Origin of the sequence: Cognatiluteimonas lumbrici (assembly GCF_006476065.1) — a bacterium.
Taxonomy (GTDB): Bacteria; Pseudomonadota; Gammaproteobacteria; order Xanthomonadales; family Xanthomonadaceae; genus Cognatiluteimonas; species Cognatiluteimonas lumbrici.
This window is the reverse complement of record NZ_ML636798.1, coordinates 244,186-266,673: the sequence shown is the minus strand read 5'-3', so window position 1 is coordinate 266,673 and position 22,488 is coordinate 244,186. Positions and strand designations below refer to the sequence as shown.

Here is a 22,488-nt window from a genome sequence, read left to right as displayed (position 1 = left end):
CGTCAGGCGCGGCGGAAGACCAGGGTGCCGTTGGTGCCGCCGAAGCCGAACGAGTTCGACAGCGCGACCTCGACCTGCCGTTCGCGCGCGGTGTGCGGCACGTAGTCCAGGTCGCAGCCTTCCGACGGATCGTCCAGGTTGATGGTCGGCGGGATCACGCCGGTGTGCAGCGCCATCGCCGAGAACACCGCCTCGACGCCGCCGGCCGCGCCGAGCAGGTGCCCGGTCATGGACTTGGTGGAGCTCACCATCACCTTGCGCGCGTGCTCGCCGAGCGCGGCCTTGACCGCCAGCGTCTCGGCGAGGTCGCCGGCCGGGGTCGAGGTGCCGTGGGCGTTGATGTAGCCGACTTCCCCGGCGTCGATGCCGGCGTCGCGGATCGCGTTGCGCATGCAGCGCGCCGCGCCCTCGCCGCTCTCGCTCGGCGCCGTCATGTGGAAGGCGTCGCCGCTCATGCCGAAGCCGATCAGTTCGCAGTAGATGCGCGCGCCGCGCGCCTTCGCCTTCTCGTAGTCCTCGAGCACCAGGATGCCGGCGCCGTCGCCCATGACGAAGCCGTCGCGCTCGCGGTCCCAAGGACGCGATGCCTTCTCCGGCTCGTCGTTGCGGGTGGACAGCGCCTTCATCGCGCAGAACCCGCCCAGCGAGGTCGGCGTGGTCGCGTACTCGGCGCCGCCGGCGATCATCGCGTCGGCGTCGCCGTGCTGGATCATGCGCATGGCCAGGCCGATGTTGTGGGTCGCGGTGGTGCAGGCGGTGACCGCCGCGATGTTCGGGCCCTTGGCGCCGGTCATGATCGAGACCTGGCCGGCGACCATGTTGATGATGGTGCTGGGCACGTAGAACGGCGATACCTTGCGCGCGCCGCCCTCGGCGTACTTCAGGGTCGTTTCCTCGATGCCCTTGAGCCCGCCGATGCCGGCGCCGATGGCCACGCCGATGCGCTCGGCGGCCTCGCCCTCGATCGCGATGCCGGAGTCGGCGATCGCCATCATCGAGGCGGCCACGCCGTACAGCACGAACGGGTCCATCTTCTTGATGTCCTTGGGCGCGACCCACCGGGTGGCGTCGAAACCCTTGACCTCGCCCGCAATGCGGGTCGGGAAGCCCGAGGCGTCGAAGTGGGTGATCGGGCCGATGCCGGAGCGGCCGCGGACGATCCCGTCCCAGCTCGACTGCAGGTCGTTGCCGAGCGGCGAAAGGATGCCAAGCCCGGTGACGGCGACGCGACGTTTCGACATGTGTCCAGCTCCCTCGTTGCAAATGCGCGGGGCCGCAAGAAGCGGCCCCGGCAGTGTGTCACGGACGCGCGGGATTACTCCTTGACGTGCGCCTTGACGTAGTCGATCGCCTGCTGCACGGAGGTGATCTTCTCGGCTTCCTCGTCCGGGATCTCGCACTCGAACTCTTCCTCGAGCGCCATCACCAGCTCGACGGTGTCGAGCGAATCCGCGCCCAGGTCGTCGACGAACGAGGCGCTGTTGGTGACCTCCTCTTCCTTGACGCCCAGCTGTTCGACAACGATCTTCTTGACGCGCTCTTCGATGGTGCTCATGGGTATCCGCTCCTCCCGGGAGTCTGTTCAGGTGGGTAGTGTAAAGGCAAAAGGCCCCTACGGCATGTACATGCCGCCGTTCACGTGCAGGGTCTCGCCGGTGATGTAACTGGCTGCCGGGCCGGCCAGGAAGGCCACGGCACGGGCGATGTCGGCGGGCTCGCCGAGGCGTCCCAGCGCGATCTGCGACACCAGGCCCTCGCGGGCCGCCTCGGGCAGCGCGCGGGTCATGTCGGTGTCGATGAATCCGGGCGCGACCACGTTGACGGTCACGCCGCGGCTGCCGACCTCCTTGGCCAGCGACTTGCTGAACGCGATGATCCCGGCCTTGGCGGCGGCGTAGTTGGCCTGCCCGGCATTGCCGGTGACGCCGACCACGGACGCGATGTTGACGATGCGGCCCTTGCGCGCCTTCATCATCCCGCGCATCACCGCCTTGCTGGTGCGGTAGACGCTGGTGAGGTTGGTGTCGAGGATCGCCTGCCAGTCCTCGTCCTTCATGCGCATCAGCAGGTTGTCGCGGGTGATGCCGGCGTTGTTGACCAGGATCGACACCGGGCCGAACTCCTTGGCGATCGCGTCCACCAGCGCGTCCACGGACGCGGCATCGGTGACGTCGAGCTTGCGGCCGTGGCCGCCGGCCGCCTGCAGGCGCTCGCCGATCGCGGCGGCGCCGCCGTCGGACGTCGCGGTGCCGATCACGGTCGCGCCCAGCGCCGCAAGCTCGTCCGCGATCGCCGCCCCGATCCCCCGGCTCGCACCGGTGACCAGCGCCACCTCACCCTGCAACACCTTGTCCATCACGTGCTCCTTCAAACTTTCTTTTTGCCACAGATTTCACAGATGAAAAAAGGATTGGGTTCGCGGCGATCTGCCAACGTGCAGCGAACCCATTACTGATTGATCCGCTTTGATCCTTTCCAATCAGTGGAATCTGTGGCTAAAAATTATTTCCAGTCCGCCAGCGCGGCGTCGAAGTCGTCGGGGGTGCCGAGGGGGCGGGCGTCGAGGGATTTGTCGATGCGCTTGCACAGGCCGCTGAGGACCTTGCCGGGGCCGCATTCGGCGATGCGGGTGGCGCCGCGCGCGGCGAGGGCCTGCACGCAGCCGGTCCACTGCACCGGCAGGTAGAGCTGGCGCACCAGCGCATCGCGGATCGCCTGCACGCCTTCGTGCACTTCCGCGTCGACGTTCTGCACCACCGGCAGCTTCGGGTCCTGCCAGCGCAGGCCGGCCATCGCCTCGGACAGGCGGTTGGCGGCCTCGCGCATCAGCGGCGTGTGCGACGGCACGCTCACCGCCAGCTTCACCGCCTTGCGCACGCCGCGCTCGGCGAGCAGCGCGATCGCACGGTCCACCGCGGCTGCGTGGCCGCCGATGACCACCTGGCCGGGGGAATTGAAGTTCGCCGGCACGACCACCTCGTCACCGGTGGCCTCGCGGCACACCGCGGCGACCACTTCGTCCTCGGCGCCGAGCACGGCGGCCATGGCGCCGGTGCCCGCGGGCGCGGCGTCCTGCATCAGCTGCCCGCGCAGGCGCACCAGGCGCGCGGCATCGGCCAGCGACAGCGCGCCGGCGGCGACCAGCGCGCTGTACTCGCCGAGGCTGTGTCCGGCCAGCGCCATCGGCTGCGCGCCGCCGGCATGCAGCCACGCGCGCCACACGGCAACGCCGGCGGCGAGCAGCGCAGGCTGGGTGAACTCGGTCTGGTCCAGGCGCGCATCGCCGTCCTGCGACAGCGCCCACAGGTCCACGCCCGCGCCGTCCGAGGCTTCGGCGAACGTGGTGCGGACCAGCGGATGCGCGTCGGCGAGCGCGCCGAGCATGCCGCTGGACTGCGACCCCTGGCCGGGAAACACGAAGGCGAGCGAAGCGGTCATCGGATCAGGCGGAACGAGCGGGGGCTGCAAAAGGGACGCGCATGATAATCACCAGCCTCCGGGATCGTCTGTACTGCAGCGTATGTGGGAGCGGCCCTTGGCCGCGATCGCGCGCAAGGCGCGCTCCCACACGCATGATCAGTAACGCAGCAGCACGCTGCCCCAGGTGAAGCCGCCGCCGAAGGCCTCGAGCAGCACCATCTGGCCGCGCTCGATCTTGCCCGAGCGCACCGCTTCGTCCAGCGCCAGCGGCACCGAGCCCGAAGAGGTGTTGCCGTGGCGGTCCACGGTGACGATCACGCGATCCATCGGCATGTCCAGGCGCTTGGCCGTGGCCTCGATGATGCGCAGGTTGGCCTGGTGCGGGATCAGCCAGTCGATCTCGTGGCGGTCCAGGCCGTTGGCGGCCAGCGTTTCCTCGACCACCGCATCGAGCGCCTTGACCGCGTGCTTGAAGACCTCGTTGCCGGTCATCAGCACCTTGACGCCGGCGTTGTGCTCCTCCGGCTTGAACCCGACCGACACGCCGACCGGGTTCCACAGCAGTTCCTTCTTGGCGCCGTCAGCGTGCAGGTGGGTGCCGAGGATGCCGGTCTCCTCGTCCGCCTTGAGCACCACCGCGCCGGCACCGTCGCCGAACAGCACGCAGGTGCTGCGGTCGTTCCAGTCGAGCATGCGGGTGAGCGTCTCGGCGCCGACCACGAGCGCGGTCTTCGCGGCGCCGGCGCGGATGAACTTGTCGGCCACCGACAGCGCGTAGATGAAGCCCGAGCAGGCGGCGTTGACGTCGAACGCAGGGCAGCCGGCGACGCCCAGACGGGCCTGCAGCAGGCAGGCAGTCGACGGGAAGACCAGGTCGGGCGTGGTGGTCCCGAGCACGATCAGGTCGAGCTCGGAGGCATCCACGCCGGCGGCCTCCATGGCGCGCACGGCGGCCTGGTACGCCAGGTCGCCGGTGGTCTCGCCCTCGGCCGCGACATGCCGCTCGCGGATCCCGGTGCGGCTGGCGATCCACTCGTCGCTGGTATCGACGATCTTCGCCAGGTCGTCGTTGGTCAGCACCTTCTCCGGCAGGTAGCTGCCGGTGCCCGCGATGCGCGCGAAGGCCATCAGGGATCAGTCTTCTTCGACGATCTTGGTCTTCGGCGCGACCACCTGGCGGCCGCGGTAGTAGCCGTCGGCGGTCACGTGGTGGCGCAGGTGGGTCTCGCCCGAGGTCGGGTCGGTGGCCAGCTGCTTGGCGCTCAGCGCGTCGTGGGCGCGGCGCATGCCACGGCGGGACGGGGAAACTCGGGACTTCTGCACAGCCATGGGAATCGCTCCAGCTTGAATGCGTGATGCAACTAATTATCGGTCAGTCGCGCTTCTTCAGCGCTTCCAGCGCCGCGAACGGGCTGGCCTTCGCCGCGTCTTCCCGCGGCGGGGACCAGTCCCGCTCCACCGCCTCGCTTCCGGGCGAGATCGGTACCACCGGAACCGCGAGGATCAACTCGTCCTCGACCAGCTCCTGCGGCCGCAGCGCGCCATCGGGCGGCAGCGGCAGCGGCTCGTATCCTTCCGGCAAGCCGGCTTCCGCGGCTTCCAGGTCGGTGCCCGCGGGCAGCAGCGCCAGCCGCTGCGCCAGCTGCACCGGCTGCAGGAACCGCTGCAGGGTGCGCTGGCAGGTCAACGGCAGCGCCGCCTGCAGCCGCACCTCCACGTACGGGACCTGCAGCGCGTCGCGGTCGAACTCGATCGCGTAATGGACCTCGCCCTCGTCGTCGCTGAGCACCTCGACGAGGCGCTCCAGCGCGGACAACGGCAAGGTTCCCTCGAAGCCCCGTCGCGCGGCCACCATGCGCCAGGCGTCCAGCACTTCCGGCAGCGTTCCAGCGGACATAAGCCGCAAAATGTTAAGGGTCGGCCGGGGTCCTGTCAAACCCGCAAGTCCTTGCGCCACGGGGATTTGCCCGGGGTCCCGGGGCGCGGCAGACTGGCGGTCCGCCCGGGCCGGATCGGACATTGACCCTCGCCATCGCGCTGCTGACCCTCGCCGCCGTCGCCGCGGTGCTGTTCGTGTCCCTGCGCCGCGGCAACCGCCGCCAGCGGGCGCTTGCCCAGGTGCTGGATTCGGCCGACGCGCTCGAGGCCCGGCTGCGCGAGGCGCGGGCCGAGATCGAGGCCGTGGCCGGCAGCGAGGACAACCCGGTGCGCGATGCCATGCAGGAAATGCTGCGCCAGCGCCTGTGGCTGCAGCAGCACGGCCAGCAGGCCTCGGTCGAGCAGCTGGACCAGGTCCGCGACTCGATCGACGCCGGCCGGCGCCGGATCGACCAGCAGCTGGCGCGGATCGAGCGCGCCCGCGCGCCGAGCCTGCACTGAAGCCATGCCACGGCTGGTCCTCGCCTCCACCTCGCCCTACCGGCGCGAACTGCTGGCGCGGCTGCGGCTGCCGTTCGCGGCGGCGCGCCCGGACGTGGATGAATCGCCGCTGTCCGGGGAGGCGCCGGCAGCGCTCGCCGTCCGCCTCGCGGAGGCCAAGGCCGCCGCCGTCGCCCGCGGCCACGGCGATGCCTGGGTGATCGGCTCCGACCAGGTCGCCGAACTCGGGGGCGCCCCGCTGGGCAAGCCCGGCAGCCGGGAGCGCGCCTGCGCCCAGCTGGCGGCCATGGCCGGCCGCGCGGTGCGCTTCCATACCGCGGTCTGCCTGGCCCACGGCGACGGCCGGCGCCTGCAGGCGCTGGACACGACCACGGTGCGCTTCCGGGCCCTGTCGGAGGCGGAGATCGCGCGCTACGTCGAGGCCGAGCAGCCGCTGGACTGCGCCGGCAGCTTCAAGTCGGAGGGCCTCGGCATCACCTTGTTCGAGGCGATCGAGTCGCGCGATCCGACCGCGCTGGTCGGCCTGCCGCTGATCGCCACCGCGGGCCTGCTGCGCCAGGCCGGCTTCCAGTTGCCGTGAAGCCCTCGCGCCTGCGCCTCGCACCGCTGCGCTGCCCGGGCTGCGGCCCCTCGCTGCTGGCGGTGCTGGGCGACGACGAGATGCTGGTGCGCTGCCTGCGCTGCCGCGGCACGCCGGTGCACCTGTCGCTGGTCGCCGCGGTCGCCGCGCACGTGCCCGGGCTGGCGGCGCGCCGGGCCTATGAACTCTCCACTACCGGCGCCGCCCTCGCCTGGCTGCGGCGTCGCTGCGGCAGCGTCGCCACCAGCGAGTACCTGGACGGCGTCGAACCGGGCAGCCTGCGCGACGGCGTGCGCTGCGAGGACGTGCAGCGGCTGAGCTTCGCCGACGGCAGCTTCGACCTGTGCACCTCGACCGAGGTGTTCGAGCACGTGCCCGACGACCGCGCCGGGTTCCGCGAACTGCACCGCGTGCTGGCGCCGGGCGGTTGGCTCGCGTTGACCGTGCCGATGCACGATGCCGACGCGACCGTCGAGCGCGCCCGCGGCAGCGGCGCCTCGCTCGAGCACCTGTTGCCGCCCGCGTACCACGGCGATCGCCTCAACGGGCCGGGTAGCGTGCTGGTGTATCGCGACTACGGCCGCGACCTCCCCGCGCGGGTGCGCGATGCCGGCTTCGACGACGCCTTCCTGTGGACCCCGCCACGCAGCTTCGGCGGCCACCGGCGGACGGTGATGCTCGCTACTCGACGATGATCCGCTGCCGCGGCCAGGGCTCGCGGCTGCCGTCCTTGCCGTGCAGCACCAGCCCGAGCCAGTGCACGCCGGGCCCGATGTCCTTGGGCAGGTCCACCCGGGCATCGAAGCCGACCCGCGGATGCGCTTCGTCGGTGGAGATCTTCCAGTACTCGGCAACGTAGGTGCGCGGGCTGCCGTAGTCGGCCTCCGCGACCACCTCCCCGTCCACCGTCACCTCCACGCGCGCGATGCCGACGCCGTCCTTGAACGCCCAGCCGGCCACGTCGAAGCTGCGTCCCACCCGGCTGCCGGGCGCCGGTCCGTCGAACCATGCCATCGCGGGCGCGGTGCACGGCCCGGTCGCGGGCTCGCGCGCGAGCGCGAACAGCAGGAAGCGCTGGCGGCCGTGGTCCACGTGCACCGTGCGCGGCGGCGGCAGCGGACCCATGCGCCGGCACAGCTCGTGGTAGCGCGCCAACAAATGCTTGTACTCGACCTCGGTGGCGCCGACCACCAGCAGCACCGGATGCGGACCAAGGTCTTCGCGCCCGTCCACCCGCAGCTTCCACAGGGCGAGCTGGGGCGCGCGCCCGTGCTTGCGGTTGAGCGGATGCGGCAGCACCGCGATGTCCGGGTCGCCGAGCGCGAAGCCCAGCTCGGCCCCGACCTTGAAGTTGTCGGCGACGACCCGGGTGTCCGCGGGCATGCCTGCGCGCATCCCGCGCACCGCCTCGGCCAGCGGCTCCCACCCGGCGAAGTTGGCCGGGTAGGCCTTGGTGTCGGAGGACTCCGCGCGCAACGCGGGCACCGAGACGGCGGCGTAGTACCCGAGCATCGCCAGCAGACCGAGCGCCGCCAGCGCGGTGGTGGCGCGGCGCAGCCAGGCGGGCCAGCCGCGCAGCACCCCCGGCAACAACGGCAACAGCGCCATGTAGCCCGGCAACGGCCAGTGGAAGCTGACCCGCTCGGTGTCGGCGAAGAAGCCGAGCACGAAGAAGCCGCCGACCAGCAGCACCCCGAGCCAGGCGAAATAGCGCGCCACCAGCGCGCCGCCGCGCAGGTGGCGCCAGGCCGCGATCGCCAGCGCCGCGAACAGCAGCGGGGTCACCAGCAGCGCCTGCACCAGCAGGAACCACAGGCCGTCGGCATGGAACGCCCACGGGTGCCGGTCCACGAGCTGGAAGCGCAGCCCGGCCTCGGCGTTGTCGATGTTCCAGCCCACCAGCGGCGCCCACGCCGCGAACCCGAACGCGATCGCCACGATCACGCGCGGGTCGCGCAGCGCGCGCCGTCCCTCGGGCAGCAGCAGGAGCGCTACGGCACCGACCGCGAGCACGGCGATGAAGCGGTAATGGGTCAGTGCACCGAGCCCGAGGCCCAGGGCCAGTTCCACCGCCGCGCCCGCGCTCACGCCACGCAGCAGGCGCGTGCCCGCGTCCATGCACAGCAGCGTGGCCAGCGCCATCGCCACGTCCGGCACCGCCAGCAGGCCGAGGGTGCCTGCCAGCGGCAGCAGCATCGCGAAGCTGCCCGCCTGCCAGCCCGCCGCGGCGCCGAACTCGCGCGCGCTGATCCGCGCCACCAGCCAGGGCACGGCCGCGGCCAGCAGCAGGAACGGCAGGCGCACCGAGAACGCGTTGTTGCCGCCGACTTCCACCCCCAGGCGGATCAGCCACGCGGTCAGTGCCGGCAGGTCGGAATACGCCCACGCCGGGTGCATCCCCTCCTGCCAATAGAAGGCCTCGTCCACGAACAGCGGCAGCCGCGCCGCCAGCAGCAGCTTCACCGCCAGCAACGTGACCCACAGCACAAGGAACCAGCGTCGTGCCGGCGTCGTTACCTGCATCCGTCCCTGCCTCGGTACACTCGCGTGATTCGTCCAGGAGGTGCGCATGCCCGCCACGCCCCCGCTCCGCGCCATGCTACCCGAGCACCTGCGCAACGCGTTGTCGAGGGCGCTCGACCAGGTCAACGCGCTGGTCCTGGGCAAGCCGCGCGAGGTGCGGCTGGCGTTCGTCGCGCTGCTCTCGGACGGGCACCTGCTGATCGAGGACCTGCCCGGGCTGGGCAAGACCACCCTCGCGCATGCGCTGGCCGCGACCCTCGGGCTCGGTTTCCAGCGCGTGCAGTTCACCTCCGACCTGCTGCCCTCGGACATCGTCGGCGTGTCGGTGTTCGATGCGCAGGCGCGACGCTTCGAGTTCCATCCCGGCCCGGTCTTCGCGCACGTGCTGCTGGCCGACGAGATCAACCGCGCGCCGCCGCGCACGCAGAGCGCGCTGCTCGAGGCGATGGCCGAGCACCAGGTGACGGTGGACGGCACCACCCACCCGCTGCCCGATCCGTTCTTCGTGATCGCCACGCAGAACCCGGTGGACCTGTCGGGCACCTATCCCCTGCCCGACTCGCAGCTCGACCGCTTCCTGCTGCGGCTGGCGCTGGGCTATCCGGACGAGGCCGCCGAACGCACCCTGCTCGCCGGCGACGACCGCCGCGACCTGATCGCGCGCGCGCTGCCGGTCCTCGGCGCCGAGGACGTGCTCGCGCTGCGCGCCGCGGTGGCGCAGGTGCACGCCAGCGATGCGTTGCTCGGCTACGTGCAGGCATTGCTCACGCGCAGCCGCCAGCATCCGGGAGTACGCGTGGGCCTGTCGCCGCGCGCCGGCATCGCGCTGCTGCGCGCGGCCCGCGCCTACGCATTGCTGCTCGGCCGCGACCACGTGCTGCCCGAGGACGTGCAGGCGCTGTTCCTGGCGGTGGCCTCGCACCGGCTGGTGCCGGACGCCGACGCCGGCGCGCACGAGGCGCTGGCCAAGGCGATCCTGCACGCGGTGCCGGTGGACTGAGCATGCCCGCGCCGCGGCTGCCGTCGCTGCGCTCGCTGTCGGCGCGGCTGCTGTCGCTGGCGCGCCCGCGCGGCCCCGAGCCGCTCCCGGTCGCGCTGGACCGGCGCCGCATCTACCTGCTGCCGACCGGGTTCGGCTGGTTCTTCGCCGCCCTGTTGCTGGCGATGGGCGTGGGCGCGCTCAACTACAACAACAACCCTGCCTTGTTGCTGGCGTTGCTGCTGGCCGGCGCCGCCAATGCCAGCCTGATGGCGGCGCACCTGCAGCTGAGCGGCCTGCAGGTGTTCGCGGTGGAAGCCGAGCCGGTGCCGGCCGGGGCGCCGTTGCAGGTGCACGTGCACGTGCGCGCGCCGCGTGGGCGCCAGCGCCGCGGGCTGCGGCTCGCGCGCGGCGAGCATGCCGGCGTGCTGTCGCTCGACGACGGCGTCGGCCAGGCGGTGCTGTCGCTGCCCACCCACCAGCGCGGTTGGCTGGCGCCGGGACGGTTGCGCATTTCCACCACCCGTCCGCTCGGCCTCGCGCGCGCCTGGGCCTGGGTCTGGCCGGCGGCGCCGCTGCTGGTCTACCCCACGCCGGAAGTGCAGGCACCGCCACTGCCGGAAGGCGCCGGCGCCGCCAGCAGCGCGCGCCTCGACCCGGCCGGCGACGACGTCCACCACCTGCGCGCCTACCGCCGCGGCGACCCGCGCCGGGCGATCGCGTGGAAGCCGTCCGCGCGCCGCGACACGCTGCTGGTGCGCGAGTACGAACAGCCGCGCGGCGCCGACGTGGTACTCGACTGGAACGGCCTGCACGCGCTGCCCTACGAAACGCGCATCCGCAGGCTGGCGCGCTGGGTGGACGACGCCGAACGCGAAGGCCGCCGCTACCGCCTGCAACTGCCGGGGCAGCCTCCGATCGGGCCGGGGTCCGGCGTGCAGCACCGCCACGCCTGCCTGCGCGCGCTGGCGCTGATGCCGTTCCGCGACGGAGCGCCCGAATGAAGCGCGCACGCAAGCGCGACCCGCAGGCAGGCGCCGGCCCGTTGCTGGATGCGCAGAGCCGGGCGTGGGCACTGCTGGCCGCGGGCGCGTGCCTGCTGCCGCTGCTGCTGCAATTGCCGCCGATGCTGGCGCTGGCGATCGGCGCCGCCGCGCTCGCGGTCGGCGCCCTGTCCTGGCGGCGCCCGGTCCCGGGCTGGGCGCGGCTGTTGCTGGCGCTGGTGCTGGTGGCCCTGGCGCTGTCGCAGTCGCGCGGCTTCGGACGCGACACCGCCTGTGCGTTGCTCGCCGCGATGCTGGCGATCAAGCCGGCCGAAACCCAGCGCCTGCGCGACGGCCGCAGCCTGGTCGGGTTCGCGCTGTTCGCGCCGTTCGCCACCTTCCTGCTCGACCAGGGGCCGCTGCCGCTGCTGCTCGCCCTGCTGGGCGCCACGCTCGCGCTGGCGGCACTGCTGCGCATGGCCGAACTCGAGTCGGGCGACACCCGCCACGCCCCACGGCCGATGCGCCGGCTCGCGCGCGTCTGGCGGCTGGTGGCGATCGGGCTGCCGCTGGCGCTGGCCGCGTTCTGGCTGTTCCCGCGCCTGGCGTCGCCGCTGTGGGGCGTGCCCGAGCGGGCGATGGCACGGCCCGGCCTGTCCGACACGATGTCGCCCGGCGACTGGCTGGAAGTGCTCAACGACGACACCACCGCGCTGCGCGTGCAGTTCCATGGCGCGACCCCGGCGCGCGAGCAGATGTACTGGCGCGGCCCGGTGCTGTGGCATTACGACGGCCGCACCTGGACGCGCCCGGACTGGCTGCGCGGCCTGCCCCCGGCGCCGGTGGAGCCGGGGCCGGCACGCTGGCGCTACCGGCTGGAACTGGAACCGACCGACCGCCGCCAGATGGTCGCGCTGGAACTGCCGCGGGCGGCGCCGCAGGGCACCTCGCTGTCGCTGGACTACGGTCTGTACGCACAGCGTCGCCTGGGATCGCTCACCCACTGGGAGATGGTGTCCGCGCCGCCGCGCCGCTTCGCGCCGGAACTGCGCGAGACCATGCGCCGGATGGCGCTGCAGCTGCCGCAGGGCTTCAACCCGCGCACCGTGGCGATGGCGCGGCAGTGGCGCAGCGAGGCCGGCGATGGCCCGGGGGCCGATGCAGCGATCGCGGAGCGCGCGATGCGCATGATCAACGACGGCTTCGGCTACACCCTCGCGGTGGAGCTGGCCGGGCGCAACGCGGTGGACGAATTCCTGTTCGACACGCGCGCCGGCTACTGCGAGCACTTCAGCTCGGCGTTCGTGGTGCTGATGCGCGCGGCCGGGATCCCGGCGCGCGTGGTCACCGGTTACGTCGGCGGCTACCGCAATCCCATCGGCGGCTACTGGCTGGTGCGCAACTCCGACGCGCACGCCTGGGCCGAGGTCTGGCTCGAGGATCGTGGCTGGGTGCGCATGGACCCGACCGCCGCGGTCGCGCCCGAACGCATCTACGACACCCTCGCCGACCGCGCCCCAGGCGCCGGCGGCGTGCTTGGCGACATCGCCACCCCGGTGATGGACGTCAGCGACTGGCTGCGCCGCGGCTGGAACGATTTCGTGCTCGGCTTCGACGCCACCCGCCAGCGGCAGTTGCTGCAGCCGCTCGGCCTCCCCGAACTGCCGGCGGCGCGGCTGGCCGGCCTGTTCGTCTGTGCCGCCGTGCTCTCGCTGCTGTGGATGGGCTGGCTGGTCGCCCGCGCCAGCCGCGAGCAGGACCCGTTGCTGCGCGCCTGGCGGCGGCTGGAAAAGCGCTACGCGCGCCTGGCCCCGGTGCTGGCCCGGGCACCGCACGAGCCGGCGTCACGATGGGCTGAACGGGTGGCCGCGATCCGCCCCGGCGAGGCCGAAACCCTGCTCCGGCTCATGTCCCGTTTCAACAGCGCGCGCTACGCTCGTGGGCAGGCAGGGGTCGGCGCGCTGCGCGCACTGGCACGCGAACTGCGCCGGCATCGCCCCCGCTGAGGCCACGAATCGCCAAGGAGACCCGCCATGCCCAAGATCCGACTTGCCCTGCTCGCCTGCGCCGCGCTGCTGCTGTCGGCCTGCGCCACCTACCCGGTGCCGCTGCAGGGCCAGTACACCGGCATCACCCCGCACGAGGCCGCGGCGCGCGACGCCACCGGCGCGCTGGTGCGCTGGGGCGGCCGCGTCGTCAGCGTCGAGCCGCAGCAGAACCGCACCTGCTTCGAGATGATCTCCACCCGCCTCGACAGCCAGGGCCGTCCGTACTGGGCCAGCGACGAGGTCGGCGGCCGCTTCATCGCCTGCCGCCAGGGCTTCTACGACCCGGCGCTGTTCCAGGCCGATCGCGAGGTGACCTTCACCGGGCGCATCGCCGGCTACGAGACCCGCAAGATCGGCGGCTACGACTACCGCTTCCCGCGGCTCGATGCCGAGGTCGTGTACCTGTGGCCGGTGCAGGAGCGGGTGAACGTGGTGCACCGCCCGTACCCGTACTGGGGCGCGCCCTGGGGCTGGTGGTACTAGCCCCGGCTACGGGGTGCCGAAGCGGCCCAGCGGGGCGCCGGCGAGCAGGTGCAGGTGGAGCTGGAATACCGTCTGCCCGGCGTCCTCGTTGCAGTTGATGACGACGCGGTAACCGTCCTCGGCGAATCCCTCGCGCTTCGCGTAGGCTGCGGCCGCCACCACCAGCCGGCCGACGACCTCGGCCTGCGAGGCCTGCAGGTCGTTCATGCTGGCGATGTCCACCCTGGGCACGAACAGCACGTGCACCGGCGCCTGCGGCGCGATGTCGCGGAATGCGATCAGGTGCTCGTCCTCGTACACCACGTCGGCCGGGATCTCGCGCCGCATGATCTTGTGGAAGATGGTGTCGCTCATGGCATCTCGCTCCTGCTTCCGAAGGCATGCGACAGCGTGCCACGGTCCACGTATTCGAGCTCGCCTCCCAGCGGCACGCCGTGCGCAAGCCGGCTCGGGCGCACCCGGTGCTGGCGCGCGAGCTGCGCGAGGTAGTGCGCGGTCGCCTCGCCCTCGACCGTCGGGTTGGTGGCGATGATCAGCTCCTGCACCTCGCCCTCGGCCAGGCGCGCGGCCAGCGTGTCCAGGCCGAGTTCGCGCGGGCCGATGCCGTCGAGCGGGCTGAGCCGGCCCTGCAGCACGAAGTACAGGCCGCGGTAGCCGGTGGCCTGCTCGATCGCGAGGCGATCGGCCGGCGACTCCACCGCGCACAGCACGTGCACGTCGCGCGCGCTGCTGGCGCAGGTGGCGCAGACCTCGCTCTCGCTGAAGTCGCGGCAGCGCGCGCAGTGGCCGATGCGTTCGACCGCGGCGGCGAGCGCGTCGGCCAGGCGGCGGCCGCCGTCGCGCTCGCGTTCGAGCACGTGGTAGGCCATGCGCTGCGCGGACTTCGGCCCGACCCCGGGCAGCACGCGCAGGGCCTCGATCAATTGTTCGAGCAATGCCGACGACACGTCAGAACGGCAGCTTCATCCCGGGCGGCAGCGGCAGGCCGGCGGTGGCCGCACCCATCTTTTCCTGCGAGGCCGCGTTGACCTTGTTGACGGCGTCGTTGAAGGCCGCCGCGACCAGGTCCTCGGCCATCTCCGGGTCGGAGAGCACGCTCGGGTCGATGCGCACGCGGCGGCATTCCATGCGCCCGCTCAGGGTGACGTTCACCATGCCGCCGCCGGCGTTGCCGGTGACCTCGAGGTTGGCGAGTTCTTCCTGGGCGCGCTGCATCTGTTCCTGCATCTTCTGCGCCTGCTGCATGAGTTGGGCGATGTTTCCGCGCATCTGCTGCACCTGCTGTCGTGTGGGGGTCAGTCGTCGTGGGGACGGATCGAATCGGGGACCACGGTGGCGCCGTGGCGCTGCATCAGCCGGCGCACGCCGGGGTCGGCCAGGAAACCGGCCTCGGCCGCCTCCTGGCGCGCGTCGCGCTCGCGCTCGCTGCGCTGGTGGAGGGTCTCGCCGCCGGCGGGGGCGACGTCCTCGAACTTCACCTGCACCCTGCCACCGAGCGCCGGGGCCAATGCCGCTTCCAGCGCGCGCACCGACTTCTTGAGCAGCGCGTCCTCGGGTGGCAGCGCCAGCCGCAGCACGCCGTCGGCATGGCCGACGAACACGGCGTGTGCCGCCAGTTGCCGCGCCGGACCGGCAAGATCGGAGTCTCGGACAAGTGCGATCCAGCCGTCGTGATCGAGGGTCGCCGTCGCGGGCGACGGGGGCGTTGCGGCCGGCGGCGTTGGTTCGATGCGCGCGGGCGCGGCAGGCGCAACAGGCGCGCTCTCGGCACGCGGCGCCGCGGCGCGCGTGCGGCCCCCGCCCGCGGGCGCCTCGGCGAGCGCCGCGCGTGCCGCCGCGACCCCGCCCTTGCCGCCGCGCGCGGCCGGTTGCGCCGGACCCGGCGACGTTTCGTCGGCGCCCGCATCCGCCGGGCGGAACGCGAGCATGCGCAGCACCACCATTTCGAAACCGGCACGCGCGCCTGGCGCCAGCGGCAGGTCGCGGCGCCCGTTGAGCGCCATCTGGTACCAGAGCTGCACCAGCTCCGGGCGCAGGGCCTGCGCCAGGCGATCGAGCGCGATGCCGCCCTCCTCGACCGCCGCCTCCGGCACCAGCTGCCGCACCTGGATCCGGTGCAGCGCTTCGGCGAGCGCGTCGAGCACGCCGCCCCAGTCCGGGGAGAATCCGGCCAGGGTGGCGACCTCGTCGAGCAGGGCCTTGCCGTCGCCGTCGGCGAGCGCGTCGAGCAGCGCGCCGATGCGGGTGCGGTCCACGGTGCCGAGCATCGCCGCCACCCCGGCATCGTCGAGACAGCCCTTGCCCTCGCCGGCGCCGGTGTAGGCCAGCGCCTGGTCGAGCAGCGAGAGGCCGTCGCGCAGGCTGCCGTCGGCGGCGCGCGCGATCTGGCGCACCGCGCCCGGCTCGCTGGCGATGCCCTCGGCCTCGAGGATGCGCGTGACCTGGCCGGCGATCTGGTCCTCGTCCAGGCGCTTGAGGTTGAACTGCAGGCAACGCGACAGCACCGTCACCAGCAGCTTCTCCGGGTCGGTGGTCGCGAACAGGAACTTGACGTGCGCCGGCGGCTCCTCGAGCGTCTTCAGCAGCGCGTTGAACGCCGGCTTCGAGAGCATGTGCACCTCGTCGATCAGGTACACCTTGTAGCGCCCGCGCGAGGGCATGTACTGGGCGTTCTCGATCAGGTCGCGGACGTTGTCCACGCCGGTGTTGGAGGCGGCGTCGATCTCCAGCAGGTCGATGTAGCGGCCGGCGTCGATGGCCTGGCAGGTCTCGCACTCGCCGCAGGGCTCGGCCGAGGTCCCGCGCTCGCAGTTCAGGGACTTGGCGAAGATCCGGGCGATGGTGGTCTTGCCGACGCCGCGGGTGCCGGTGAACAGGAAGGCATGGTGGACCCGGCCCGTTTCCAGGGCGTTGGTGAGCGCCCGGACCACGTGTTCCTGGCCGACCAGTTCCGAAAAGCGCCGGGGGCGCCACTTGCGGGCTAGGACGAGATAGGACATGGCCCATTGTGGCATGAGCAGGTAGAATTGCCCGCCCAGCGGAGAGGTGTCCGAGTGGTTGAAGGAGCACGCCTGGAAAGTGTGTAGGCGGCTAAACACCGCCTCGGGGGTTCGAATCCCCCTCTCTCCGCCAAATCCCCAGGCTGCACGTGTTCGCGCAGCCCGCTCCAATGGTGGCCCCGTCGGCCCCTCGCGACGCTAGGTCGAAAACCCCGCCAGGGCCGGAAGGCAGCAACGGTATCGATCGACGCGGGTGCCGAGGTCAGCCGGCGGGGTCGCCGCCTTTCGGAAGCCCGCCTTTCGGGGGCGCGAGTTCCAGCACCTCGCCAGGGCGCGCGACGCGGTGCCCGCGCGCCGCCATCGCCGCGGCGTCTTCGTCGCCGCCGTAGTGGTACAGCACGCAGCGCGACAGCAGCTCGCGCGGGTATTCGCGCTCCAGGTCGTCGATGCCGCTGTGCGAGGGATTCCCGCGCAAGGCGCAGTCGTGCGCCACCAGCTCCCCATCGCCCGCGAAACGCGCCAGCACCTCCGGGATCGGCCGGGTGTCGCCGGTCCACGCCAGGCTCCCGGGCAGGCGCAGGCCGAACGCGGTGCGCGGCCAGTGGTGCCGCGCCTCGAACACCTCCAGGCGCACGCCGTCGTGCCAGAAGTGGTCGCCCACCGGCACCAGCCGGAACGCGTCCCAGAAGTTCGCCCCGCCCTCGGCCACCACGTTCGGGTAGCCGGCGATGCGCTGCTGCATCAGCGGCACCAGGTCGGCGGGCAGGTACACGCGGGTGTCGCGGTTGCCGGCGAAGTAGCTGTCGCCGAACAGGCGTTCGAAGCCGCCGACGTGGTCCAGGTGGGCATGGGTGATGAACAGCGCGCGCGGCATCGCGCCGTATTGCGCGACGTGCGCGCTCAGGCCCTCGCTGCCGCAGTCGATGGCCAGCCACGGCGCGCCGTCGCGTTCGATCGTGGCCATCGCCGAGCCCAGCGCGGTGGCGTGCGAATTGCCGACGCCGTGGAAGCGCAGCGACCAGCGCGATTCGCCGGCGTCCATCAGATGCCGCGCTCCCAGTCGGCCCGGTAGGCGGCGTACAGGCGATCGAAGTCGCGCAGCACCGCTTCGCGCTCGCGGCTGCCGCGGCGCTTGAGCAGCGAGCGGCGCAGGCGCGCGAGGTTGGCCTCGCGCCAGCCGGTCGCGGGGATCCGCATCACGCTCTTGTCGAAATCGATCATGCTGCCCCGGCCATGGGCGTCGAACAGCAGATTGTGGGCATTGAGGTCGGCGTGGTCGAGGCCGGCGCGGTGGAAGCGCGAGACCAGCTTGCCGGCCTTCTCCCACGGCGCCTGCGAGCCCTGCTCGGCGGCGAGCTCGGCGAGCGGGCGCGTCTCCTCCAGGCGCTCGAGCAGGATCGCGGCGCGGCAGGTCAGGCCGTGGCGCCAGTACGCGGCGGCGATCGGGCGCGGCACCGGCAGGCCGAGCGTGTGCAGCGCGCGCGTGAGCCGGAACTCGGCGAAGCCGCGGGTGTTGTCGGCACCGCGCCACAGGTAGCGGTCGCGGCTCAGCTTCGCCGGCAGGCCGCCGCGCAGGTAGAACCGGAGCACCGCGCGGCCGAACGGTGCGTCCACGAACCAGGCGCCGCCGCGGCCTCCCGCGGCGACCGGCCGTGCGCGCTCGCCCCAGTACGCGGGGTCGAACCATTCCGGCTCGGCTTGCTGCACCCGCTGCGCGTCGAACAGAATCGCGCCATACCCGGCGCGTCCGTCGCGCTGCCATTCGAATGGCGTCAGGCTTTCGCTGGCGTCGAAGGCGACCATCCGGCGAAGTCTAGCAAGGCCATGACGACCGATTCCGCCCTTCCGGCAGCGCCCCTGCGCGCCGCGCAACCCCCGCCGGCCCCGGCTTCGCTGTGCCTGCTTCGGCTTTCGGCGCTCGGCGACGTGACCCACGTGCTGCCGCTGCTGCACACCTTGCGCAATGCCTGGCCGGAGACGCCGGTGACCTGGGTGATCGGCCGCGGCGAGCACCGCCTGCTCGAAGGCCTGCCCGGCGTGGAGTTCATCGAGTACGACAAGCGCTCCGGCCTCGCCGGCATGCGCGCGCTGCGCCGGCAACTGCGCGGCCGCCGCTTCGAGGCGCTGCTGCAGCTGCAGGTGGCGGCGCGCGCCAACCTGCTGTCGGCGTTCATCCCCGCGCGCCGGCGCATCGGTTACGACCGCTCGCGCTCCAAGGACCTGCACGGGTTGTTCGTCAACGAACGCATCCCCGACCGTCCCGGCATCCACGTGCTCGACGCGATCGGCAGCTTCTGCGAACCGCTCGGGCTGGTGCAGGGCGTGGTCGAGTGGAACCTGCCGGTGCCGGCGGAAGCGCACGCCTGGGCACGCGCGCAATGGCCCGACGACGGCACCCCGGTGCTGATGGTCTCGCCGTGCTCGAGCCACGCGCGCCGCAACTGGCGCGCCGAGCGCTACGCCGCGGTCGCCGACCACGCGATCGCGCGCGGCTGGCGGGTGGTGCTGTGCGGCGGCCGCAGCACGCTGGAGCGCGAGACCACCGACGCGATCCTCGCGGCCATGCGCGGGCCGGCGCTCGACCTGGTGGGCAAGGACACGCTCAAGCAGCTGCCGGCGCTGCTGGCGCGCGCCGACCTGCTGATGACCCCGGACTCGGGGCCGATGCACATCGCCAACGCCATGGGCACCGCGGTGCTCGGCCTGCACGCGGCCACCAACCCCGACCGCAGCGGACCCTATTCCGACCGTCGCTTCTGCGCGAACCGCTACGACGACGCCGCGCGCAGGTACCTCGGCAAGCCGGCCAGCGAACTGCGTTGGGGCACGCGCATCGAGGCCGATGGCGTGATGGACCTGGTGACGGTGGAGGACGGCATCGCCGCCTTCGAGCGCTACGCCGGGCCCGCGCCGTAGTCCTGGTAGGACTTCTCCTCGACGTAGGCCGAGCCCAACGCGAGGTTGATGTCCTTCTTGATGCGCGCGCGCTCGTCGTTCTGCACGTACACGCTGCGCGCCAGGCGGATGAACTCGTCGTCGAAGGCCTGCGCCTTCTCCTTGATGCGGATGTCGTCCTCGATCACCCACAGGCGCTCGTTGACCGCCTTGAGCCGCGCGCGCAGCTCGGCGATGTCCTTCTGCGCCGCCGGATGCGCCATCCACGTGCGCTCGAGCGCGGACAGCTCCTTGCGCACGTTGGCGACCTTGCCGGGGTCGGTCATGCGCTCGGACTTGATCTGCAGGATCGCGATCTTGTCGAGCAGTTCGCCGTAGGAGACGGGTACGAGCAGTTCGTTGTCCATGGCGCGATTCTACCCTCAGCCGCGGCGCACGAGGATCGCGGTGATGTTGTCCGAGCCGCCGTTGTCGAGCGCCGCCGAGACCAGTTCGTCCACCGTCTCCTGCGCGCTGCAGTCCTGGCGCGCGAGGATCCCGGCGATCTGCGCGTCCGGCACCTCTTCCGTCAGCCCGTCGCTGCACAGCAGCAGTTGCATGCCGTGGCCGAACTCGCCGGACATGGTCTCCACGTTCAGGTCCTGCGGCTGGGTCACCCCCAACGCCTGGGTGACGACGTTGCGCTGCGGGTGGGTGCGCGCCTGCTCGACGCTGATCTCGCCTCGCTCGATCAGCTCGTGCACGTAGCTGTGGTCCTGCGACAGCTGCACCAGCTTGCCGTCGCGCCACAGGTAGACGCGGCTGTCGCCGACCCACGCCACCTCGAACCGCCCGCCGTCCACCCGCGCCGCGACCACCGTGGTCCCCATCGGCAGGGCGTCGCTGCGCTGGCGCGAGGCGGCGATGATCTCCTCGTCGGCCACCCGGATCGCCTGCGCCAGCGAGGCGCCGCGCCCGACCTCGCGCACGATCGCCTCGCGCGCCAGCGCGCTGGCGACCTCGCCGTACTCGTGCCCGCCCATGCCGTCGGCGACCAGCCACAGCCCCAGTTCGCCGTCGCCGTGGTAGGTGTCCTCGTTCAGCTCCCGCCGCAGGCCCGGGTGGGTCAGGTGTCCGAACTCGATCATGGTCGCTTGTCCAGATGCCGCCTTGCTTGTCCGAGGCGGCCCTGCCCCGTATCATTTCCGGCCCACCGGAGAGGTGGCAGAGTGGTTGAATGTACCTGACTCGAAATCAGGCGTACGTGCAAGCGTACCGTGGGTTCGAATCCCACCCTCTCCGCCAGATGGAAGAACGGACCCCTCGTGGGTCCGTTCGTTTTTCGGGGGCCATTCAGGCCACCGCGAGCGCCGGCTCGGCGGCGGCCTCGTCCACCGGCCGGTCCCAGACCGCCGCCCCGCCTGCCTTCTTGCGCAGCACCGCGAGCCGCGCCTCGTGCGCCTCGCGCTCGGCGGCGGTGACCAGCACCCGCGGGCGCGGCCCCGCGGCCACCGGAACGGCCATCGCCGCGGCGTTGGCGCCGCCGCCGGCGGCGACCGCGTCGAAGCCGATCTCGCCCTGCCCGGCGGTCAGTGCCAGGTAGGCCTCGGCCAGCAGCTGCGCGTCGAGCAGCGCGCCATGCAGCTGCCGGTGCGAGTTGTCCACGCCGAGCCGCTTGCACAACGCGTCCAGCGAATTCCGCTGGCCGGGGTAACGCTGCCGCGCCAGTTCCAGTGAATCCTCGACCGCGCACAGCTCGCGCAGCGGGCGATGGCCGCGGCCCAGGCGCGCGAACTCGGCATCGAGGAAGCCCAGGTCGAAGGCGGCGTTGTGGATCACCAGCTCGGCGCCGTCGACGAAGGCCAGGAAGTCCTCGGCGACGTCGGCGAACTTTGGTTTGCCGGCGAGGAACTCGCGGGTCAGTCCGGTGACCTCCTGCGCGCCCGGCTCGAAGTCGCATTCCGGGTCGAGGTAGCGCTGCCAGGTGCGTCCCGTGGGACGCCGCTCGACCAGCTCGACGCAGCCGATCTCGACGATGCGGTTGCCCTTCTCCCAGGACAGGCCGGTTGTTTCGGTGTCGAGCACGATCTGTCGCATCGGGTGCAGTCTACCGCCTGAAGCGCTCGGCCTGCTCGCGCGCGAGGCGATCGACGCGCTCGTTGCCGGGATTGCCGCTGTGGCCCTTGACCCAGCGCCAATCGATGCGATGCCGCGCGCAGGCCGCGTGCAGCCGCTCCCACAGGTCCTGGTTCTTGACCGGGTCGCCACCGGCGGTGCGCCAGTTGCGGCGCAGCCAGTTCGGCAACCACAGCGTGATGCCCTGGCGCACGTACTGCGAGTCGGTGTGCAGCACCACCGTGCAGCCTTCGGTGAGCGCCTCCAGCGCCATGATCGCGGCGGTCAGCTCCATGCGGTTGTTGGTGGTGAGCGGTTCGCCGCCGGCGATCTCCTTCTCGCGCCCGCGGAAGCACAGCAGCGCGGCCCAGCCGCCCGGGCCGGGATTGCCCAGGCAGGCGCCGTCGGTATGGATCTCGACCTGCTTGGCCGACTCCGCCACGGTCATGCCGCCGGGACTCCGCCGCCGATGCGCAGCGGCCCGCGCTGGCGCACCGGGGTGAGCGGCGACACGCGCTTCTCCGCGCGCAGCATCCAGCCGGCACGCAGGCCCGGGCCGTGGTGGCCGCCGCTCACGCTGACCGGATGCCAGCGCGGGCCCAGGCCGCGCGAGACCGGGTCCGGTACCAGCCCGGCCGCGCGCAGGCGGCGCCGCCAGGGCAGCGGCTCGGACGCCCCCAGGCCGTTCCCGGCCCAGCGCCAGCGATAGGGCGAGAGTGCATTCAGCCCGAACAGCCACAGCAGCCCTCCGGGCACCAGCACGCGCGCGCATTCCTCCAGCAACGCCGGGGCGTCGCTGCCGCGGGCGACGTGCTGCAGCACGATCGTGGCCACCGACTCGTTCGCCAGCGGCAGGGGCAGCGCGCAGCGCGCGTCGCCGCGCCAACCGTCGCCGTCCGGTTGCAGGCGCAGGCCATGCCCGGCGGGGCGCGCGCCGTGGGCGCACGGCGCCAGCCACAGCCACGGCTGCCCCGGGCGCCCGGCCAGCGCCTCGCGCACGCTGTCGGCCTCGCTGTCGAGCAGCGCCCGGCCCGGGCCGCTGCCGAACCAGCTGGCGGCGCCGGCGGGTTGACCGTTGATGGAAGCGGGTTGCATGGTCGCCATT

General features: G+C 72.3%; 27 protein-coding genes, 2 tRNA genes and 1 other RNA gene. 11 read left to right on the top strand and 19 right to left on the bottom strand.

Going from position 1 to position 22,488, the window contains the following annotated elements:
- Positions 1–2: 2 nt before the first annotated feature.
- The 7 genes from fabF to E4F25_RS01355 form a co-directional block, all read right to left on the bottom strand.
- Positions 3–1,241 carry a beta-ketoacyl-ACP synthase II gene (gene fabF, locus E4F25_RS01385; protein WP_140908493.1) on the bottom strand — a complete coding sequence of 413 codons (1,239 nt, stop codon included), beginning with the start codon at positions 1,239–1,241 and terminating at the stop codon, positions 3–5.
- Between the two features lie 74 nt (positions 1,242–1,315).
- Complete coding sequence (gene acpP, locus E4F25_RS01380; protein WP_140908492.1) at positions 1,316–1,555, bottom strand: acyl carrier protein; 240 nt, start codon at positions 1,553–1,555, stop codon at positions 1,316–1,318.
- Between the two features lie 57 nt (positions 1,556–1,612).
- Positions 1,613–2,356: a 3-oxoacyl-ACP reductase FabG gene (fabG, locus tag E4F25_RS01375; protein ID WP_140908491.1), complete on the bottom strand. Its 744-nt coding sequence runs from the start codon at positions 2,354–2,356 to the stop codon at positions 1,613–1,615.
- A gap of 146 nt (positions 2,357–2,502) precedes the next feature.
- On the bottom strand, positions 2,503–3,438 hold the full coding sequence (fabD, locus tag E4F25_RS01370) for an ACP S-malonyltransferase (protein WP_140908490.1): 936 nt from the start codon (positions 3,436–3,438) through the stop codon (positions 2,503–2,505).
- Between the two features lie 138 nt (positions 3,439–3,576).
- A complete protein-coding gene (locus E4F25_RS01365) occupies positions 3,577–4,548 on the bottom strand; it encodes a beta-ketoacyl-ACP synthase III (protein WP_140908489.1) in 972 nt (323 codons plus the stop codon).
- A 6-nt stretch (positions 4,549–4,554) separates the two neighbouring features.
- Positions 4,555–4,749, bottom strand: coding sequence for a 50S ribosomal protein L32 (gene rpmF / locus E4F25_RS01360; protein WP_140908488.1), 195 nt, complete (start codon positions 4,747–4,749; stop codon positions 4,555–4,557).
- A 43-nt stretch (positions 4,750–4,792) separates the two neighbouring features.
- Positions 4,793–5,317: a YceD family protein gene (locus E4F25_RS01355; RefSeq protein ID WP_140908487.1), complete on the bottom strand. Its 525-nt coding sequence runs from the start codon at positions 5,315–5,317 to the stop codon at positions 4,793–4,795.
- Positions 5,318–5,439: 122 nt separating this feature from the next.
- On the opposite strand from E4F25_RS01355, the gene E4F25_RS01350 reads away from it, so the two are divergent.
- The 3 genes from E4F25_RS01350 to E4F25_RS01340 are packed head-to-tail and all read left to right on the top strand — an operon-like array spanning position 5,440 to position 7,074.
- Positions 5,440–5,799, top strand: a complete 360-nt coding sequence (locus tag E4F25_RS01350) for a hypothetical protein (protein ID WP_140908486.1) — start codon at positions 5,440–5,442, stop codon at positions 5,797–5,799.
- A 4-nt stretch (positions 5,800–5,803) separates the two neighbouring features.
- Positions 5,804–6,379, top strand: coding sequence for a Maf family protein (locus E4F25_RS01345; protein WP_140908485.1), 576 nt, complete (start codon positions 5,804–5,806; stop codon positions 6,377–6,379).
- Positions 6,376–7,074: a class I SAM-dependent methyltransferase gene (locus tag E4F25_RS01340; RefSeq protein ID WP_140908484.1), complete on the top strand. Its 699-nt coding sequence runs from the start codon at positions 6,376–6,378 to the stop codon at positions 7,072–7,074. Before E4F25_RS01345 ends, E4F25_RS01340 begins: the two co-directional genes overlap by 4 nt.
- Here the strand turns inward: E4F25_RS01340 and E4F25_RS01335 are convergent.
- On the bottom strand, positions 7,061–8,902 hold the full coding sequence (locus tag E4F25_RS01335; RefSeq protein ID WP_140908483.1) for a glycosyltransferase family 39 protein: 1,842 nt from the start codon (positions 8,900–8,902) through the stop codon (positions 7,061–7,063). The two genes, E4F25_RS01340 and E4F25_RS01335, sit on opposite strands and share 14 nt — an antisense overlap.
- Positions 8,903–8,948: 46 nt before the next feature.
- Between E4F25_RS01335 and E4F25_RS01330 the strand changes: the two genes are divergently transcribed.
- The 4 genes from E4F25_RS01330 to E4F25_RS01315 are packed head-to-tail and all read left to right on the top strand — an operon-like array spanning position 8,949 to position 13,395.
- Positions 8,949–9,902 carry an AAA family ATPase gene (locus E4F25_RS01330; RefSeq protein WP_140908482.1) on the top strand — a complete coding sequence of 318 codons (954 nt, stop codon included), beginning with the start codon at positions 8,949–8,951 and terminating at the stop codon, positions 9,900–9,902.
- Positions 9,903–9,904: 2 nt separating this feature from the next.
- Positions 9,905–10,885 (top strand): DUF58 domain-containing protein, encoded by a 981-nt coding sequence (locus E4F25_RS01325; protein WP_140908481.1) that lies wholly within the window; start codon positions 9,905–9,907, stop codon positions 10,883–10,885.
- Positions 10,882–12,870, top strand: a complete 1,989-nt coding sequence (locus tag E4F25_RS01320) for a transglutaminase TgpA family protein (RefSeq protein ID WP_140908480.1) — start codon at positions 10,882–10,884, stop codon at positions 12,868–12,870. The genes E4F25_RS01325 and E4F25_RS01320 overlap by 4 nt, the downstream gene beginning before the upstream one ends.
- Positions 12,871–12,897: 27 nt before the next feature.
- Positions 12,898–13,395 (top strand): Slp family lipoprotein, encoded by a 498-nt coding sequence (locus E4F25_RS01315; protein WP_140908479.1) that lies wholly within the window; start codon positions 12,898–12,900, stop codon positions 13,393–13,395.
- 6 nt (positions 13,396–13,401) lie between these two features.
- On the opposite strand, the gene E4F25_RS01310 is transcribed toward E4F25_RS01315, so the two are convergent.
- The 4 genes from E4F25_RS01310 to dnaX are packed head-to-tail and all read right to left on the bottom strand — an operon-like array spanning position 13,402 to position 16,394.
- The gene (locus tag E4F25_RS01310; RefSeq protein ID WP_140908478.1) at positions 13,402–13,749 is read right to left on the bottom strand and encodes a histidine triad nucleotide-binding protein; all 348 of its coding nucleotides are present in this window, start codon (positions 13,747–13,749) and stop codon (positions 13,402–13,404) included.
- Positions 13,746–14,342, bottom strand: coding sequence for a recombination mediator RecR (gene recR, locus E4F25_RS01305; RefSeq protein WP_140908477.1), 597 nt, complete (start codon positions 14,340–14,342; stop codon positions 13,746–13,748). Before recR ends, E4F25_RS01310 begins: the two co-directional genes overlap by 4 nt.
- A 1-nt stretch (position 14,343) precedes the next feature.
- Positions 14,344–14,664, bottom strand: a complete 321-nt coding sequence (locus tag E4F25_RS01300) for a YbaB/EbfC family nucleoid-associated protein (protein WP_140908476.1) — start codon at positions 14,662–14,664, stop codon at positions 14,344–14,346.
- A 26-nt stretch (positions 14,665–14,690) separates the two neighbouring features.
- Complete coding sequence (gene dnaX / locus E4F25_RS01295) at positions 14,691–16,394, bottom strand: DNA polymerase III subunit gamma/tau (protein ID WP_140908475.1); 1,704 nt, start codon at positions 16,392–16,394, stop codon at positions 14,691–14,693.
- A 40-nt stretch (positions 16,395–16,434) separates the two neighbouring features.
- Between dnaX and E4F25_RS01290 the strand changes: the two genes are divergently transcribed.
- Together E4F25_RS01290 and ffs are read left to right on the top strand one after the other, a co-directional pair.
- A tRNA-Ser gene (locus tag E4F25_RS01290) sits at positions 16,435–16,527 on the top strand.
- Positions 16,528–16,573: 46 nt separating this feature from the next.
- Positions 16,574–16,670, top strand: an RNA gene (ffs, locus tag E4F25_RS01285) — signal recognition particle sRNA small type.
- Here the strand turns inward: ffs and E4F25_RS01280 are convergent.
- Together E4F25_RS01280 and E4F25_RS01275 are read right to left on the bottom strand one after the other, a co-directional pair.
- Complete coding sequence (locus E4F25_RS01280) at positions 16,657–17,436, bottom strand: MBL fold metallo-hydrolase (RefSeq protein ID WP_140908474.1); 780 nt, start codon at positions 17,434–17,436, stop codon at positions 16,657–16,659. The genes ffs and E4F25_RS01280 overlap by 14 nt on opposite strands.
- The gene (locus tag E4F25_RS01275) at positions 17,436–18,197 is read right to left on the bottom strand and encodes a 3-deoxy-D-manno-octulosonic acid kinase (protein WP_140908473.1); all 762 of its coding nucleotides are present in this window, start codon (positions 18,195–18,197) and stop codon (positions 17,436–17,438) included. The genes E4F25_RS01280 and E4F25_RS01275 overlap by 1 nt, the downstream gene beginning before the upstream one ends.
- A 21-nt stretch (positions 18,198–18,218) precedes the next feature.
- On the opposite strand from E4F25_RS01275, the gene E4F25_RS01270 reads away from it, so the two are divergent.
- Entirely contained in the window at positions 18,219–19,310 is a 1,092-nt protein-coding gene (locus tag E4F25_RS01270; RefSeq protein WP_140908472.1) for a glycosyltransferase family 9 protein, read from the top strand.
- Here E4F25_RS01270 and E4F25_RS01265 read toward each other — a convergent pair.
- Together E4F25_RS01265 and E4F25_RS01260 are read right to left on the bottom strand one after the other, a co-directional pair.
- Positions 19,289–19,696 carry a DUF6165 family protein gene (locus E4F25_RS01265; protein ID WP_140908471.1) on the bottom strand — a complete coding sequence of 136 codons (408 nt, stop codon included), beginning with the start codon at positions 19,694–19,696 and terminating at the stop codon, positions 19,289–19,291. The genes E4F25_RS01270 and E4F25_RS01265 overlap by 22 nt on opposite strands.
- Before the next feature lie 15 nt (positions 19,697–19,711).
- Positions 19,712–20,416, bottom strand: coding sequence for a PP2C family protein-serine/threonine phosphatase (locus tag E4F25_RS01260; protein WP_140908470.1), 705 nt, complete (start codon positions 20,414–20,416; stop codon positions 19,712–19,714).
- 67 nt (positions 20,417–20,483) lie between these two features.
- Here E4F25_RS01260 and E4F25_RS01255 point away from each other — a divergent pair.
- Positions 20,484–20,573, top strand: a tRNA-Ser gene (locus E4F25_RS01255).
- A gap of 48 nt (positions 20,574–20,621) precedes the next feature.
- Here E4F25_RS01255 and dnaQ read toward each other — a convergent pair.
- From dnaQ to E4F25_RS01240, 3 genes are read right to left on the bottom strand one after another with little or no spacing between them, the layout of a single operon-like run.
- Complete coding sequence (gene dnaQ / locus E4F25_RS01250) at positions 20,622–21,365, bottom strand: DNA polymerase III subunit epsilon (RefSeq protein WP_140908469.1); 744 nt, start codon at positions 21,363–21,365, stop codon at positions 20,622–20,624.
- Between the two features lie 10 nt (positions 21,366–21,375).
- Entirely contained in the window at positions 21,376–21,831 is a 456-nt protein-coding gene (gene rnhA, locus E4F25_RS01245) for a ribonuclease HI (RefSeq protein ID WP_140908468.1), read from the bottom strand.
- Entirely contained in the window at positions 21,828–22,478 is a 651-nt protein-coding gene (locus tag E4F25_RS01240) for a class I SAM-dependent methyltransferase (protein WP_246069683.1), read from the bottom strand. Before E4F25_RS01240 ends, rnhA begins: the two co-directional genes overlap by 4 nt.
- Positions 22,479–22,488 lie beyond the last annotated feature (10 nt).

Coding starts and splice junctions, on each gene's coding strand:
- E4F25_RS01345 (WP_140908485.1), top strand. CDS start 5,804: ATGCCACGGCTGGTCCTCGCCTCCACCTCGCCCTACCGGCGCGAACTG.
- E4F25_RS01325 (WP_140908481.1), top strand. CDS start 9,905: ATGCCCGCGCCGCGGCTGCCGTCGCTGCGCTCGCTGTCGGCGCGGCTG.
- rpmF (WP_140908488.1), bottom strand. CDS start 4,749: ATGGCTGTGCAGAAGTCCCGAGTTTCCCCGTCCCGCCGTGGCATGCGC.
- E4F25_RS01265 (WP_140908471.1), bottom strand. CDS start 19,696: ATGGACAACGAACTGCTCGTACCCGTCTCCTACGGCGAACTGCTCGAC.
- E4F25_RS01355 (WP_140908487.1), bottom strand. CDS start 5,317: ATGTCCGCTGGAACGCTGCCGGAAGTGCTGGACGCCTGGCGCATGGTG.
- E4F25_RS01315 (WP_140908479.1), top strand. CDS start 12,898: ATGCCCAAGATCCGACTTGCCCTGCTCGCCTGCGCCGCGCTGCTGCTG.
- fabD (WP_140908490.1), bottom strand. CDS start 3,438: ATGACCGCTTCGCTCGCCTTCGTGTTTCCCGGCCAGGGGTCGCAGTCC.
- dnaQ (WP_140908469.1), bottom strand. CDS start 21,365: ATGCGACAGATCGTGCTCGACACCGAAACAACCGGCCTGTCCTGGGAG.
- E4F25_RS01275 (WP_140908473.1), bottom strand. CDS start 18,197: ATGGTCGCCTTCGACGCCAGCGAAAGCCTGACGCCATTCGAATGGCAG.
- E4F25_RS01300 (WP_140908476.1), bottom strand. CDS start 14,664: ATGCGCGGAAACATCGCCCAACTCATGCAGCAGGCGCAGAAGATGCAG.
- E4F25_RS01310 (WP_140908478.1), bottom strand. CDS start 13,749: ATGAGCGACACCATCTTCCACAAGATCATGCGGCGCGAGATCCCGGCC.
- E4F25_RS01320 (WP_140908480.1), top strand. CDS start 10,882: ATGAAGCGCGCACGCAAGCGCGACCCGCAGGCAGGCGCCGGCCCGTTG.
- E4F25_RS01330 (WP_140908482.1), top strand. CDS start 8,949: ATGCCCGCCACGCCCCCGCTCCGCGCCATGCTACCCGAGCACCTGCGC.
- dnaX (WP_140908475.1), bottom strand. CDS start 16,394: ATGTCCTATCTCGTCCTAGCCCGCAAGTGGCGCCCCCGGCGCTTTTCG.
- rnhA (WP_140908468.1), bottom strand. CDS start 21,831: ATGACCGTGGCGGAGTCGGCCAAGCAGGTCGAGATCCATACCGACGGC.
- E4F25_RS01365 (WP_140908489.1), bottom strand. CDS start 4,548: ATGGCCTTCGCGCGCATCGCGGGCACCGGCAGCTACCTGCCGGAGAAG.
- E4F25_RS01260 (WP_140908470.1), bottom strand. CDS start 20,416: ATGATCGAGTTCGGACACCTGACCCACCCGGGCCTGCGGCGGGAGCTG.
- E4F25_RS01270 (WP_140908472.1), top strand. CDS start 18,219: ATGACGACCGATTCCGCCCTTCCGGCAGCGCCCCTGCGCGCCGCGCAA.
- acpP (WP_140908492.1), bottom strand. CDS start 1,555: ATGAGCACCATCGAAGAGCGCGTCAAGAAGATCGTTGTCGAACAGCTG.
- fabG (WP_140908491.1), bottom strand. CDS start 2,356: ATGGACAAGGTGTTGCAGGGTGAGGTGGCGCTGGTCACCGGTGCGAGC.
- E4F25_RS01280 (WP_140908474.1), bottom strand. CDS start 17,436: ATGGACGCCGGCGAATCGCGCTGGTCGCTGCGCTTCCACGGCGTCGGC.
- E4F25_RS01240 (WP_246069683.1), bottom strand. CDS start 22,478: ATGCAACCCGCTTCCATCAACGGTCAACCCGCCGGCGCCGCCAGCTGG.
- fabF (WP_140908493.1), bottom strand. CDS start 1,241: ATGTCGAAACGTCGCGTCGCCGTCACCGGGCTTGGCATCCTTTCGCCG.
- E4F25_RS01335 (WP_140908483.1), bottom strand. CDS start 8,902: ATGCAGGTAACGACGCCGGCACGACGCTGGTTCCTTGTGCTGTGGGTC.